This window comes from Pseudomonas sp. (assembly GCF_049590575.1).
GTDB lineage: Bacteria > Pseudomonadota > Gammaproteobacteria > Pseudomonadales > Pseudomonadaceae > Aquipseudomonas.
On sequence record NZ_JBAWDE010000152.1, the window covers coordinates 1 to 12,231 of the forward strand.

Consider the following 12,231-nt stretch of genomic DNA (forward strand, 5'->3'; position numbering starts at 1 on the left):
CGACCTGACCGCCCTGGGAGAGCGGATCAAACTGTTGCAGGAAGAGATCGCCGCCAACCTCAACGAACAAAGCAACCGCACGCTGTTTACCCTCACCGTGGTGACGGTGCTGGCGCTGCCGATCAACATCATCGCCGGGTTTTTCGGCATGAACGTTGGCGGCGTGCCGCTCTCCCAGGACCCGGAAGGCTTCTGGATTCTGGTGGCGCTCGTCGCGACCTTTACCCTGATCGCCGGGCGCTGGGCCTTCAGAAAGCGCAAGGATTACTGACCGGCGGCACACCCAATCGGCCAAACACTGACTTACAGCAGCATCTCTGTAACATCTTGCAATGATCATCAACGACATCCTCCTCACACTGGATGCTCCGGCATGGCCACCCCTTCCCTGACTGCCTCCACCTCCGCGTCGCACACCGACCCCAAACCCAGGCTGGACAAGAAACCCGGCCTGGTGACGGTGATCATGTTCTTCGCCGTACTCGCCATGGGCCTGCTGTTTACCGCCTACAGCCTGATGCATGACATGCACGAGCTGGGCACGGTGGTCACCACCTGGACGCCGTTCCTGTTGCTGGGTGTGGCGCTGTTGATCGCCCTGGGGTTCGAGTTCGTCAACGGCTTCCACGACACCGCCAACGCGGTCGCGACGGTGATCTATACCAACTCGCTGCCGCCGCATTTCGCGGTGATGTGGTCGGGTTTTTTCAACTTCCTCGGGGTGCTGCTCTCCAGCGGTGCGGTGGCGTTCGGCATCATCGCCCTGCTGCCGGTGGAGTTGATTTTGCAGGTGGGTTCATCGGCCGGTTTCGCCATGATCTTCGCCTTGCTGATCGCCGCGATCCTGTGGAACCTCGGCACCTGGTGGCTGGGTTTGCCGGCGTCGTCGTCGCACACCCTGATCGGCTCGATCATCGGGGTCGGCGTGGCCAACGCCTTGATGCACGGGCGTGACGGCACCAGCGGGGTGGATTGGAGCCAGGCGATCAAGATCGGTTACGCGCTGCTGCTATCGCCGCTGATCGGCTTCGCCTTTGCGGCCCTGTTGCTGCTGGCCCTGCGCGCCTTTGTAAAAAACCGAGCGCTGTACAAGGCGCCGAAAGGCGACACCCCGCCGCCGTGGTGGATTCGCGGCATGCTGATCGCCACCTGCACCGGCGTGTCGTTCGCCCACGGTTCCAACGATGGCCAGAAAGGCATGGGCCTGATCATGCTGATTCTGGTCGGCACCCTGCCGATGGCCTATGCGCTGAACCGCACCATGCCCGCCGAGCAATCGTTGCAGTTCGCCGCCGTGGCGGAAGTGACCCAGGCGGCACTGGTGAAAAGTGCGCCGCAAGTCTTACCCGGTGACCCACGGCCGATTTTGTCGACCTATGTGCGCACCAAGGAAGCCACCCCGGAACTGGTGCCGGCGCTCGCCTCACTGGCCGGCCATATCGGTGATGAAGTAAAAGGCTACGGCTCCCTGGCCAAAGTCCCTGCCGAAGCCGTAGGCAACGTGCGTAACGACATGTACCTGACCAGCGAAACCATTCGCCTGATGGACAAGGGCAAGGTCGGCAATTTCGACGCCGACACCCACGGCAAGCTCACGCTGTTCAAGGACCAGATCGACAACGCCACGCGGTTTATTCCGCTGTGGGTCAAGATCGCCGTGGCCATCGCCCTGGGCCTGGGCACCATGGTCGGCTGGAAGCGCATCGTGGTCACGGTCGGCGAGAAGATCGGCAAGACCCACCTGACCTACGCCCAGGGCGCCTCGGCCGAGATGGTGACGATGCTGACCATCGGCGCGGCGGATATGTATGGGTTGCCGGTGTCGACCACGCATGTGTTGTCGTCCGGTGTGGCGGGGACCATGGTGGCGAATGGCGGTGGCTTGCAGATGAAGACCATCCGTAATTTGCTGATGGCCTGGGTGCTGACTTTGCCGGCGGCGATTCTGCTGTCGGGCAGCCTGTACTGGCTGTTCACCCAATTGTTCTGACACCGCACCGTTTAATTGTGGGAGGGGGCTTGCCCCCGATGGCAGTGGCTCAGCCAGCTTATTTTTAGCTGCCCCACCGCTATCGGGAGCAAGCCCCCTCCCACATTTTCAGCCGGCGAACAAACCCGCCATCGCCGCCAGCCGCTTCTTATAGACCCGCCGCGCCGCCAGCGCCTCCTCCAGGCTGACCGCCACAAACCCAGCCCGCTGGTTCGGCTGCATCTGCCCGATCAAATCCAGATCCGCACTGATCACCGTCCCAATCATCGCGTAGCCGCCGCCCGACACCGCATCCCGGTGCAGCACAATCGGCTCCAGCCCCGCCGGCACCTGGATCGAGCCGATCGGGTAGCAACTGTCGACGATATTCGAAGGGTCCGAGCCCGCGCCGAATGGCTGCTCACGCGGCTGGAAGCTCAGCGCGCTGCCGCCCTTGAAGCGATAGCCGATACGGTCGGCCTCGGAACCCACCGTCCACGGTTCGGCAAAAAAGCTGCTTTTGGCGGTGTCAGTCAATCGCTCGTAATACAGCCCCGGCACCACCCGCAGGGTCACGTCGCCGCCGACGGAGCGGCGCAGCGCCATCGGCAAACTATTACCCGCGCGGCCGTCGCCGCTGGCCGCGCCAATCGGCAGTTCGTCGCCTTCCTGCAAACGTCGCCCGTGAAACCCACCGAGGGCGCCGAGGGTGTAAGTCGAGCGGCTGCCGAGCACCAACGGCACGTCGATGCCACCGGCCACTGCGAGGTAAGTCCGCGCGCCGGCCTTGGGAAATTCGAAACGCAGCACCTGCCCGGCGCGCACCTGGAACGCGGTGTCCTGGTGCACCACTTCACCGTCCAGGCGCGGCGACATCAACGCGCCGCAGAGTGCCACCAGGGCGTCCTGCCGGAACTCCAGTTCAGGCCCGATCAACGTGCACTCCAGGCCTGCCGCGCCGACCGGGTTGCCCACCAGATGGTTGGCTGCACTCAGCGCGTACTGGTCCAGCGCACCGGAGGGCGGGATGCCCAGGTGGTAGTAGCCTTCACGGCCAAGGTCTTGCACAGAGGTGGCGAGGCCGGGTTTGAGGACCTTGATCATGCCAGCGCCTCCTGCAGGGTTTTCGGGTAGCCGATGGGGTCGGCGAGAAACGCGTCGAGGGAAAATTCCACCGGGCGGATGCGCAGGTCAAAACGCCCGGCGTCGACTGCGGCCACTGCCAGGTCGTAGGCCTCGCGATCCATCGGTTTGAACTGCACGATGTCGCCAGGGCGGAAGAACACCATGTGTTCTTTGAGGTAGGCCAACTGCTGCGCCGGGTCGTAGATCGGTGCCGGGGTCACGCCAAACATCTGGTAGCCACCGGCGCCGCGCACCGAGTAGATACAGCCAAAGCAGCCGCCATGCCCGAGGGTCAGCTTGGGCGTATCGGTGCGCGGGCGCAGGTACTTGGGCACCTGCAATTGCCGCTCGCGCTCGACCATCTGGAACATGAACGGCAAGCCCGCCACAAACCCGACCATCGACACAAACCACGGCGCGCCACTGTGGGCGGCGATAAACGCGTCGACATCGGCCAGGCCATTGATGCGCGCGGCGTACTCCAAGTCAGTGCCGGTCGGGTCTTGATGGCGGTCGCGAAAACGCATCAGGGTTTCGTGGGTCCAGGGGTCGTTGTAGAGCACCGGGATTTCAATGATGCGCGTGTGCAACGTACGTTCGGCGACGGCCTGGGCTTCGGCGCTTTGCACCGCGTCGAGCAACACATGCGGCGCGATGCGGTCGGGGTCGAAGCGAATCTGGAATGACGCATTGGCCAGGCACACATCCAGCACACCGTCCAACGCCAGGCGCTCTACAGCGCGGGTCACGGCCATGCCTTTGAAAAAAGCCTCCAGGGACATGCTGTCGCTGACCTCGGCAAACAGGTGTTCATCAGCGCCGAAGCTGTAGCGGATGGGGGATGTTTGAGCCATGTCTGTTCCTCTTGGAATCATTGTAGAAAGGCAGGCAAAAAGTGATGGTTCAGTGTTTTTATTCTGGGGTTTTGACGTCAATGCCCGCCTTGTCCAAGGCTTCACGGGTCGCTTCTACCAGTTCCAGGGCGCCGGGGGTGTCGCTGTGCAGGCAGATGGAATCGAACTCGATAAACAGGTCTTCGCCTTCCACGGTGCGCACCAACCCGGTCTGACACGCACGCAGGACCCGCGCCGCAACCGTTGCAGGATCAAGCGCGCGCACCGTGCGTGTAAACACGATGGAGCCGGTGAGATCGTACTCACGGTCGGCGTAAAACTCGCGCACCACCGGTTGCCCGAGTTCCTTGGCCACTCGCCAGATCACCGAGTTGGGCATGCAGTACAGCAACAGCGTCGGCTCGATGATTTGCAGGTTTTGCACCAGTAGCCGCGCGGCCTCTTCGTCGCGGGCCAGGTGCATATACAGCGCGCCATGCGGCTTGATGTGTTGCAAGGTCAGGCCTTGGGCGCGGGCAATTTCACGCAGGGCGCCGAGCTGGTAGAGCATGTCGTCCACCAGTTCCTGGGCGGGCGCGTTGATATGCCGACGGCCAAAGCCGACCAGGTCGCGAAAGCCCGGATGCGCGCCAATCGCCACACCCAGTTGCTTGGCGCGTGCGACGGTGCGGCGCATGGTGCCGGGGTCGCCGGCATGGAAGCCGGTGGCGATATTGGCCGAGCTGATGTAGGCCATCAGCTCCGCGTCGACGCCATCGCCGATGGTCCAGGGGCCGAAGCCTTCGCCCATGTCCGAGTTGAAATCCACTGCCTGCATCGGGGGTTGCTCCGCCAAAGGTGATGCAAGGAAAGTAGGCCGGGCCTTGACCCCCTGGGAAGATCTATTATCAGATGACCCATCTTCTGAAAAACAGATAAAGCCATGTCCCTGACGTTGCGCCAAGTCCGCTATTTCGTCGCCACCGCTGAAATCGGCCAGATTTCCCAGGCGGCGATCCACCTGAACATTTCCCAATCGGCGGTGACCACGGCGATCAAGGAACTGGAGGCGATGCTCGGCGCGCAGCTGTTTGTGCGTTCGGCCCAGGGCATGAACCTGACCGACGCCGGGCGGCATTTTCTCAACCGCGCCTATGTGATCCTGCGCAGCGTGGATGACGCGCTGAACAGCCCGCTGCCCGACTACCGCGCCAGCGGCGTGCTGCGCCTGGCCGCCAGCTACACGGTGCTGGGGTATTTCCTGCCCCACCACTTGCAGCGCATGGAGCACTGGCACCCGGACGTAAACATCGAGGTGTTCGAACAGGAGCGCCAGGCCATCGAACAAGGCCTGCTCGACGGCCAGTTCGACATGGCGGTGGTGCTCACCGCCAACCTCACCCACCCGGCTATCGTGTCTGAAATTCTCTTCAACTCGGAACGCCGTCTGTGGCTGCCCAGCCATCACCCGTTGTGCGAGCGCGGCGCCGTGAGCCTGGCGGATGTGGCGCAAGAGCCGTATATCCTGCTCACCGTCGACGAGGCCGAACACAGCGCCATGCGCTATTGGGAGCAAGCCGGGCAGGCGCCCAACGTCAGGCTGCGCACCAGTTCGGTGGAGGCGGTGCGCAGCATGGTCGCCAACGGCAGTGGCGTGGCGATCCTGTCGGACCTGGTGCACCGGCCGTGGTCGCTGGAGGGCAAGCGCATCGAAACCCTGACCGTGACCGACCCGGTCACGCCTATGAGCGTCGGCCTGGCCTGGCACCGCGAGCGCGCGTTTACCCCGGCGATGCAGGCCGTGCGCGACTATTTCCACGACGCGTTCCTGGCGCCGCAGCAATTGTCGGCCCGGCGTTAGAGCCGCGATTGCACAATGCCGGCCAGCCAATCCATAAACACCCGCACGCGTTGCGGCAGGTGCCGTTGGCCGGCGTAGAGCAACGCCACGTCAAGCGCGGGCGCCGGGTAGTCGGACAGCACCGCCACCAGCTCGCCGCTGGCGAGCAGATCGCGAATCCCCAGGACCGGCACCTGGATAATCCCGAAACCGCCCAGGCACGCGGCTTTATACGCGTCGGTGCTGTTGACCGTGACCCGCCCGGCCATCGGCACGCGGTGCACCTTGTTGCCGTGCTGGTATTCGAAGCCCGGCGAACGTGAACCCAACGGGCGCACGTAATGCACCAACTGGTGGTTGACCAGATCGGCCAGGGTCTCGGGCGTGCCATAACGCTGCACGTACCCGGCGCTGACACAGTTGACCATCGGCATGCTGCACAGCAGCCGCGCCACCACTGACTGATCGGGCTGCGCGCCGACCCGCAGCACACAGTCGAAGCCTTCGGCGAGCAGGTCGACCTGGCGGTCGGTGGTGCTGATTTCCAGCTCGATCAACGGGTGGGCCTGCATGAACTCGGGCAGGCGCGGCAGGATCAGGTCCCGCGCCATCACGTTGGGCATGTCCATCCGAATGCGCCCGCTCAGTTGCGCTTCATCCTGGCGGAACAAACCCTCGAGTTCTTCCATGTGCGACAGCAGGTCCTTGCTGCGCTCATACAGCACGCGCCCATCCTGGGTGGCCTGCACCTTGCGCGTGGTGCGCTGCAACAGGCGCGCGCCAAGCAGTTCCTCGAGTGCCTGCACATGCTCGGACACGGTGGAGCGCGGCAGGCCCAGGCTCTCGCCCGCTTGCGTAAAACTCGACAGTTCGGTGACGCGCACAAAGGTGCGCAGCAGCTCCAGTTTGTTCATGGGATTGTTCGCCTTATCCGGCCAGTGATTCCGACAACACCCTGTTTATCACGTTAACACCGGACAAATACACTCAGTCCCACGATCACATCAGATGAGGACTGCACCATGACCCGTAAAATCGCACTGATCACCGGCGCCAGCCGCGGCCTGGGCAAAAGCACCGCGCTGCACCTGGCGGCACAAGGCGTCGACATCATCGGCACTTACCACAGCGCAGCGGCCGAAGCCCAGGCCGTCGTCGAACAGGTTGAAGCGCTGGGGGGCCGCGCCGCCATGCTGCAACTGGACGTAAGCCGGAGCGAGACCTTCAGTGACTTCGTTGGTGAAATCGCCACGCTGCTCAAGGATGTTTTCGCACAGGACTACTTCAATTTTCTGATCAACAACGCAGGTATTGGCACGCATGCCAGCTTTGCCGACACCACCGAAGAACAGTTCGACCGCCTGGTGGCGATCCACTTCAAGGCACCGTTTTTTCTCACGCAAAAACTGCTGCCGCTGATCAGCGATGGCGGGCGCATCATCAATATCTCCAGCGGCCTGGCGCGCTTCAGCCTACCGGGCTATGCAGCGTATGCCTCAATGAAAGGTGCGGTGGAAGTGCTGTCGCGTTACCAGGCCAAGGAGTTGGGCCCGCGCGGGATTAGCGTGAACACCCTGGCGCCGGGCGCAATTGCCACCGACTTCAGTGGCGGCGCCGTGCGCGACAACCCGGGCTTGAATGCGATGGTCGCCAACAACACCGCCCTGGGCCGCGCCGGTTTGCCGGACGACATCGGCGGGGCGATTTCGACCTTGCTGGCCGATGGCAGCCACTGGATCACCGGGCAGCGCATCGAGGCCTCGGGCGGCATGTTTCTGTAGGTCTGCTGCGCGGCGCCACTGCCAGCGATGGCCTGTGGCTATACAGCGAGTGCACGACGCTGCTGGATTTTCTCGCGCACCACGTCATACCCCCAGTGATACACATAGGTGTACGGCAGGAAAAACAGCAGCACGCCGATGTCGAGCAAAAACGCCTGCATCAGGCTGATGTTCAGCCACGCGGCAATCAAGGGGTACGGCGACGATAATCAGCCCGCCTTCAAACATCAGCGCGTGCAACACGCGGGTCCAGGCGCCGCCGGACCACTGCAAACGCACCTTCAAGCGGTCAAACAGGCTGTTGAAAATAATGTTCCAGGTCAGCGCCAGCAGGCTGAGCCCCAGGGTCACGGCGCCCATTTCCAGGGCGGGCCTGCCGGTGATCCACACCAGCAACGGGGTACAGATCAATAAGGCCAGGCCTTCAAAACCCAGGGCCTGGCACACGCGTTCAGTAATCGACTTGGTAGGGGTCATAACCCGGCTCCGTGAATGACGATGGTTGCCATGATTAGCCTTTGAATCGATACTTCATAACCAATAACCATCGACAAAGGCGATAGTCATGGCCTCCAATGAAGTGCTGCAGGCGTTCGTCCAGGCCGCCACACAGGGCTCGTTTTCGGCGGCGGCGCGCAAGCTCGGCAAGAGCCAGTCCACCGTCAGCGCGGCGGTGGCGAGCCTGGAGATTGACCTGGATGTGGTGCTGTTCGATCGCAGCAGCCGCAAGCCGACGCTGACGCCGGCCGGCCACGTGTTGCTGCAACGCGCCGAGCAGGTGCTGGAGGCCAGCAGCCGCCTGGAGCTGGCGGCGAGCCAGCTGGCCCAGGGGCTGGAGCCCAAGCTGAGTATCGCCATGTCCGATACCTACCAGTCGGAGCGTTTCGAGCTGGCCCTCAAGGCCTTCGAACAGCGCTACCCGGACCTGGAGCTGGAATGGCTGATTGCCGAGTGCGAAGACCTGATCGCCCTGGTGCAAAGCGGCCGCGCGCAGATTGCCTTGATCGAAGCCCAGGAGGTGTACCCGCCCGACCTGACCCGCGCGCCCGTGGCGCAACGCACGGAAATCGCCTTGTTCGTCGCCCCCACGCATCCCTTGGCCAGCCTGCCGGACATCGACCAGCACGCGCTGGAGCAACACCGTGAATTGCGCCTGGCGAGCATCATCAACCCGAATGAAACACGCCCCACCGGCCGCGTCTGGTCGGCGCCAAGTTTTCTGATGTTGATGGAGATGGCCCAGCTCGGTTTCGGCTGGGCGGCATTGCCGCGCTGGCTGGTCGAGCGCTTCGGCAATGCCGGGCTGGTTGAACTGAATGTGCGCAGCTGGCCGCGCTCGGTGGCGGTGGACGCACTGTGGTCGCGCCAGCATCCGCCAGGCCCGGCGGGCAGCTGGATGCTGGCGCAGATGCTCGACTGATCAGGCCGCGGCGGTAAATGCCATGCTCGCAAGGGTCAATCGGGCATGCCTTGGGTGACCAGCGTCACCAGGCGGTCCAGGCTCTGGCCCCAACCGTCATAAAAGCCCATGGCTTCGTGGGCCTGTTTGTCGGATTCGCTCCAGTGCATGGCGCGGGCGGTGTAGCGGGTTTTGCCATCGACCTCTTCGAAGGTGACTTCAGCGGTCATGAACGGTTTGCCCGACGGGATCCAGCCTGGCGAGTACGCATCGGTAAACACCAGCCGGCTCGGCGCCTGGATCTCCAGGAACACGCCCTGGGTCGGGTACTCGGCGCCGTCCGGTGCGCGCATCAGGGTGCGAAACAGACCACCAACCCACAGGTTCATTTCGCACTCGGGTGTGGTCATGCCGTGGGGCCCCCACCACTGCTGCAGCAAGGCAGGCTCGGTCCAGGCGCGGAACACCTTGCTGCGCGGGGCGTCGATCAGACGGCTGATGGACAGTTCAAATTCGGCAGGTTGCGTGGTCATGGGGTAAACCTCCTGAGTCTTTTGATTGTTGTATTCAGAGAGTCAATGCACGCACCGCGTCTGCGGTTTCGGACTACTGACTATAGTCCGTGGCGCTCAGTGTTTCAGGTGGAACAGACCGGCGCGATTGGCCTGTCGAAAGGCGCAGCCCCCTGCTCAGGCAAACCGGCTAGAATTCGCGCCTCTATGTAGGAATTCGGATGCGCCACCAATGGAAACCCGCCTCGCCCCCTATGAGACGCTGAGCCTCGTGCAAAAACAGCAGCTCGACACCCTGCAAGTGCACCCCGAGCAATTGGCGTATTCCGGCGATATCTACTGCGCGCTGAACAGTCTGCTGGTCAATCCCAATCCCGACGCGATCAAGGGCTTCGCGCTGCTCGCCGACGAACAGCCCGTGGCCTTCCTGCTGCTCAAACGCCCGCCCTGCCTGCCCCACTGGGCCGATGAACACAGCGCCACGCTGCACGCGTTGCAGGTGGACCGGCACCAGCAAGGGCGCGGGTTCGGCAAGGCGTGTTTGCAGGCATTGCCCGCCGCTGCGCTGCAGACGTGGCCGCAGATCAAGGCGCTGGAGTTGTCGGTGGACGCGGACAATCGGGCGGCGATGGGCCTGTACCTCGCGGCTGGCTGGGTGGACAGCGGCGAGGCGTACAGGGGGCGGATCGGGTATGAGCGCCGGTTGGCGCTCGCACTGACCGCGTGAGCGAGGCTACACCTGTGGCAAGAGGGTGTAGCTGGCGGGTTTACTTGGCCTCCACCGGCAACCAGATCTCAACGCTGCCCGTGCCTTTCTTGCCATTGAAATCCGCGCTGTAGCGCTCGAAATCCGCCCCGGCCACTTTGAAGCCCGAGTGCGGCAACCACTCGAACATGATCCGTTCGTACGTCTGCTCAAGCGCCTGCACCGGACCGTAGTGCGGGAATACCGCATAGCGGCGGGCAGGCAGCTCCACTGATTCGAAGTTGCTTGGCACATCGCTTTTGGCCGGGACTTCAGCACCGGCGAGGTAGTCGAATTCATTTTGCCTGGCGTTGTAGCACACGCCGTAGGTCTGGCCATCGACGCGCTTGTGCAGGTGTTTGATGTTCTCGTCGAGCACTTCCCACAACTTGGGTATATCGCCCACGGTGGCCTTGTCGTAATGCCCCTTGAGCCCGGCGATCACCAGGGCCCTGCCCTCTTCCATGCGCGGCGCTAATGGTTGTTTTGTCTGCTGATCCATACGAATAGTCTCTTTCTTATGAGGGAACAAACCCGCATCGAGTATAGGGGCATATCTCGGTTTGACTCCAAGCAGAAATTTTTCCTGCGCATCTGGACAACTGGCCATCATCGACCGTATTGTCTGCCCCGCAGGCCACCGCAGTGGCCGACGTCGCTCGGACGGTTCCGGGCGCTTACGTATCTCGAGGCAACAATGGCCGACCAAGGTTCGCCGCGCCGCTTTGCGCGCATAGATCGACTCCCCCCTTACGTGTTCAATATCACTGCCGAGCTGAAGATGGCTGCGCGTCGGCGCGGCGAAGACATCATCGACTTGAGCATGGGTAACCCTGACGGCGCCACGCCCCCACACATTGTGGAAAAAATGGTCACCGTCGCCCAGCGTGAAGACACCCACGGCTATTCCACGTCCAAAGGCATTCCGCGTCTGCGCCGTGCTATTTCGCGCTGGTACAAAGACCGCTACGAAGTGGACATCGACCCGGAAACCGAAGCCATCGTGACCATCGGTTCCAAGGAAGGCCTGGCGCACTTGATGCTGGCCACCCTGGACCAGGGCGACACCGTGCTGGTGCCCAACCCGAGCTACCCGATTCACATCTACGGCGCGGTGATTGCCGGCGCCCAGGTGCGCTCGGTGCCGCTGATTCCCGGCGTGGATTTCTTCGCGGAACTGGAACGCGCGATTCGTGGCTCGATCCCCAAGCCGAAGATGATGATCCTCGGCTTCCCGTCCAACCCCACCGCGCAGTGCGTGGAGCTGGACTTCTTCGAACGCGTGATCGCCCTGGCCAAGCAGTACGACGTACTGGTGGTGCACGACCTGGCCTACGCCGACATCGTCTACGACGGCTGGAAAGCCCCGTCGATCATGCAGGTGCCGGGCGCCAAGGACATTGCGGTGGAGTTCTTCACCCTGTCCAAGAGCTACAACATGGCCGGCTGGCGCATTGGTTTCATGGTCGGCAACCCGGAGCTGGTCAACGCCCTGGCGCGGATCAAGAGTTACCACGACTATGGCACCTTCACCCCGCTGCAAGTGGCAGCGATTGCGGCGCTGGAAGGCGATCAGCAGTGCGTCAAGGACATCGCCGAGCAGTACCGCCAGCGCCGCAATGTGCTGGTCAAGGGCCTGCACGAGCTGGGCTGGATGGTCGAGAACCCCAAGGCGTCGATGTACGTCTGGGCGAAGATTCCCGAACAGTACGCGGCCATGGGCTCGCTGGAGTTTGCCAAGAAATTGCTACTGGAGGCGAAGGTGTGTGTGTCGCCGGGGATCGGCTTTGGTGAGTACGGTGACGACCATGTGCGCTTTGCGCTGATCGAGAACCAGGACCGGATTCGCCAGGCGGTGCGCGGCATTCGCGGGATGTTCCGGGCGGATGGGTTGGTGACTAAAGCCTGACCCGATCCAACTATTATCATGCGGTCAAAAATGTGGGAGCGGGCTTGCTCGCGAACGCGGTGGATCAGTCGCCAAATACATTGACTGATACTCCGTATTCGCGAGCAAGCCCGCTCCC

13 protein-coding genes and 1 pseudogene are annotated in these 12,231 nt (G+C 62.9%); 7 read left to right on the forward strand and 7 right to left on the reverse strand.

What is annotated here, in order from left to right:
- Nucleotides 1-271, forward strand: a 271-nt coding sequence (locus tag WBR57_RS11405; RefSeq protein WP_424083919.1) for a CorA family divalent cation transporter, incomplete at its 5' end; no start/stop codon positions are given.
- Between the two features lie 102 nt (nucleotides 272-373).
- A complete protein-coding gene (locus WBR57_RS11410) occupies nucleotides 374-1,990 on the forward strand; it encodes an inorganic phosphate transporter (protein ID WP_424083920.1) in 1,617 nt (538 codons plus the stop codon).
- 108 nt (nucleotides 1,991-2,098) lie between these two features.
- Here WBR57_RS11410 and WBR57_RS11415 read toward each other — a convergent pair whose 3' ends face one another.
- From WBR57_RS11415 to WBR57_RS11425, 3 genes are read right to left on the reverse strand one after another with little or no spacing between them, the layout of a single operon-like run.
- The gene (locus tag WBR57_RS11415) at nucleotides 2,099-3,073 is read right to left on the reverse strand and encodes a biotin-dependent carboxyltransferase family protein (protein WP_424083921.1); all 975 of its coding nucleotides are present in this window, start codon (nucleotides 3,071-3,073) and stop codon (nucleotides 2,099-2,101) included.
- On the reverse strand, nucleotides 3,070-3,948 hold the full coding sequence (locus WBR57_RS11420; protein ID WP_424083922.1) for a 5-oxoprolinase subunit B family protein: 879 nt from the start codon (nucleotides 3,946-3,948) through the stop codon (nucleotides 3,070-3,072). The genes WBR57_RS11415 and WBR57_RS11420 overlap by 4 nt, the downstream gene beginning before the upstream one ends.
- 58 nt (nucleotides 3,949-4,006) lie before the next feature.
- Nucleotides 4,007-4,765: a 5-oxoprolinase subunit PxpA gene (locus tag WBR57_RS11425; protein ID WP_424083923.1), complete on the reverse strand. Its 759-nt coding sequence runs from the start codon at nucleotides 4,763-4,765 to the stop codon at nucleotides 4,007-4,009.
- Nucleotides 4,766-4,870: 105 nt separating this feature from the next.
- Here WBR57_RS11425 and WBR57_RS11430 point away from each other — a divergent pair, with 105 nt between their 5' ends.
- The gene (locus tag WBR57_RS11430; RefSeq protein ID WP_424083924.1) at nucleotides 4,871-5,788 is read left to right on the forward strand and encodes a LysR family transcriptional regulator; all 918 of its coding nucleotides are present in this window, start codon (nucleotides 4,871-4,873) and stop codon (nucleotides 5,786-5,788) included.
- On the opposite strand, the gene WBR57_RS11435 is transcribed toward WBR57_RS11430, so the two are convergent.
- The gene (locus WBR57_RS11435) at nucleotides 5,785-6,681 is read right to left on the reverse strand and encodes a LysR family transcriptional regulator (protein ID WP_424083925.1); all 897 of its coding nucleotides are present in this window, start codon (nucleotides 6,679-6,681) and stop codon (nucleotides 5,785-5,787) included. The two genes, WBR57_RS11430 and WBR57_RS11435, sit on opposite strands and share 4 nt — an antisense overlap.
- A gap of 108 nt (nucleotides 6,682-6,789) precedes the next feature.
- Between WBR57_RS11435 and WBR57_RS11440 the strand changes: the two genes are divergently transcribed.
- Complete coding sequence (locus WBR57_RS11440; protein ID WP_424083926.1) at nucleotides 6,790-7,548, forward strand: SDR family NAD(P)-dependent oxidoreductase; 759 nt, start codon at nucleotides 6,790-6,792, stop codon at nucleotides 7,546-7,548.
- Between the two features lie 38 nt (nucleotides 7,549-7,586).
- Here the strand turns inward: WBR57_RS11440 and WBR57_RS11445 are convergent.
- Nucleotides 7,587-8,025: pseudogene (locus WBR57_RS11445) on the reverse strand (multidrug/biocide efflux PACE transporter).
- Nucleotides 8,026-8,113: 88 nt separating this feature from the next.
- Here WBR57_RS11445 and WBR57_RS11450 point away from each other — a divergent pair.
- Nucleotides 8,114-8,968, forward strand: coding sequence for a LysR family transcriptional regulator (locus WBR57_RS11450; protein WP_424083927.1), 855 nt, complete (start codon nucleotides 8,114-8,116; stop codon nucleotides 8,966-8,968).
- A 35-nt stretch (nucleotides 8,969-9,003) separates the two neighbouring features.
- Here WBR57_RS11450 and WBR57_RS11455 read toward each other — a convergent pair whose 3' ends face one another.
- Entirely contained in the window at nucleotides 9,004-9,480 is a 477-nt protein-coding gene (locus WBR57_RS11455) for an SRPBCC family protein (protein WP_424083928.1), read from the reverse strand.
- A gap of 211 nt (nucleotides 9,481-9,691) precedes the next feature.
- On the opposite strand from WBR57_RS11455, the gene WBR57_RS11460 reads away from it, so the two are divergent.
- Entirely contained in the window at nucleotides 9,692-10,186 is a 495-nt protein-coding gene (locus WBR57_RS11460) for a GNAT family N-acetyltransferase (RefSeq protein ID WP_424083929.1), read from the forward strand.
- Between the two features lie 40 nt (nucleotides 10,187-10,226).
- On the opposite strand, the gene WBR57_RS11465 is transcribed toward WBR57_RS11460, so the two are convergent.
- Entirely contained in the window at nucleotides 10,227-10,706 is a 480-nt protein-coding gene (locus tag WBR57_RS11465) for a GyrI-like domain-containing protein (protein ID WP_424083930.1), read from the reverse strand.
- A gap of 195 nt (nucleotides 10,707-10,901) precedes the next feature.
- On the opposite strand from WBR57_RS11465, the gene alaC reads away from it, so the two are divergent.
- On the forward strand, nucleotides 10,902-12,113 hold the full coding sequence (gene alaC, locus WBR57_RS11470; protein ID WP_424083931.1) for an alanine transaminase: 1,212 nt from the start codon (nucleotides 10,902-10,904) through the stop codon (nucleotides 12,111-12,113).
- Nucleotides 12,114-12,231: the final 118 nt, after the last annotated feature.

What these genes read in the sequence shown, in the direction of transcription:
- WBR57_RS11410 (WP_424083920.1), top strand. Translation starts at nt 374, where the DNA reads ATGGCCACCCCTTCCCTGACTGCCTCCACCTCCGCGTCGCACACCGAC.
- WBR57_RS11415 (WP_424083921.1), bottom strand. Translation starts at nt 3,073, where the DNA reads ATGATCAAGGTCCTCAAACCCGGCCTCGCCACCTCTGTGCAAGACCTT.
- WBR57_RS11420 (WP_424083922.1), bottom strand. Translation starts at nt 3,948, where the DNA reads ATGGCTCAAACATCCCCCATCCGCTACAGCTTCGGCGCTGATGAACAC.
- WBR57_RS11425 (WP_424083923.1), bottom strand. Translation starts at nt 4,765, where the DNA reads ATGCAGGCAGTGGATTTCAACTCGGACATGGGCGAAGGCTTCGGCCCC.
- WBR57_RS11430 (WP_424083924.1), top strand. Translation starts at nt 4,871, where the DNA reads ATGTCCCTGACGTTGCGCCAAGTCCGCTATTTCGTCGCCACCGCTGAA.
- WBR57_RS11435 (WP_424083925.1), bottom strand. Translation starts at nt 6,681, where the DNA reads ATGAACAAACTGGAGCTGCTGCGCACCTTTGTGCGCGTCACCGAACTG.
- WBR57_RS11440 (WP_424083926.1), top strand. Translation starts at nt 6,790, where the DNA reads ATGACCCGTAAAATCGCACTGATCACCGGCGCCAGCCGCGGCCTGGGC.
- WBR57_RS11450 (WP_424083927.1), top strand. Translation starts at nt 8,114, where the DNA reads ATGGCCTCCAATGAAGTGCTGCAGGCGTTCGTCCAGGCCGCCACACAG.
- WBR57_RS11455 (WP_424083928.1), bottom strand. Translation starts at nt 9,480, where the DNA reads ATGACCACGCAACCTGCCGAATTTGAACTGTCCATCAGCCGTCTGATC.
- WBR57_RS11460 (WP_424083929.1), top strand. Translation starts at nt 9,692, where the DNA reads ATGGAAACCCGCCTCGCCCCCTATGAGACGCTGAGCCTCGTGCAAAAA.
- WBR57_RS11465 (WP_424083930.1), bottom strand. Translation starts at nt 10,706, where the DNA reads ATGGATCAGCAGACAAAACAACCATTAGCGCCGCGCATGGAAGAGGGC.
- alaC (WP_424083931.1), top strand. Translation starts at nt 10,902, where the DNA reads ATGGCCGACCAAGGTTCGCCGCGCCGCTTTGCGCGCATAGATCGACTC.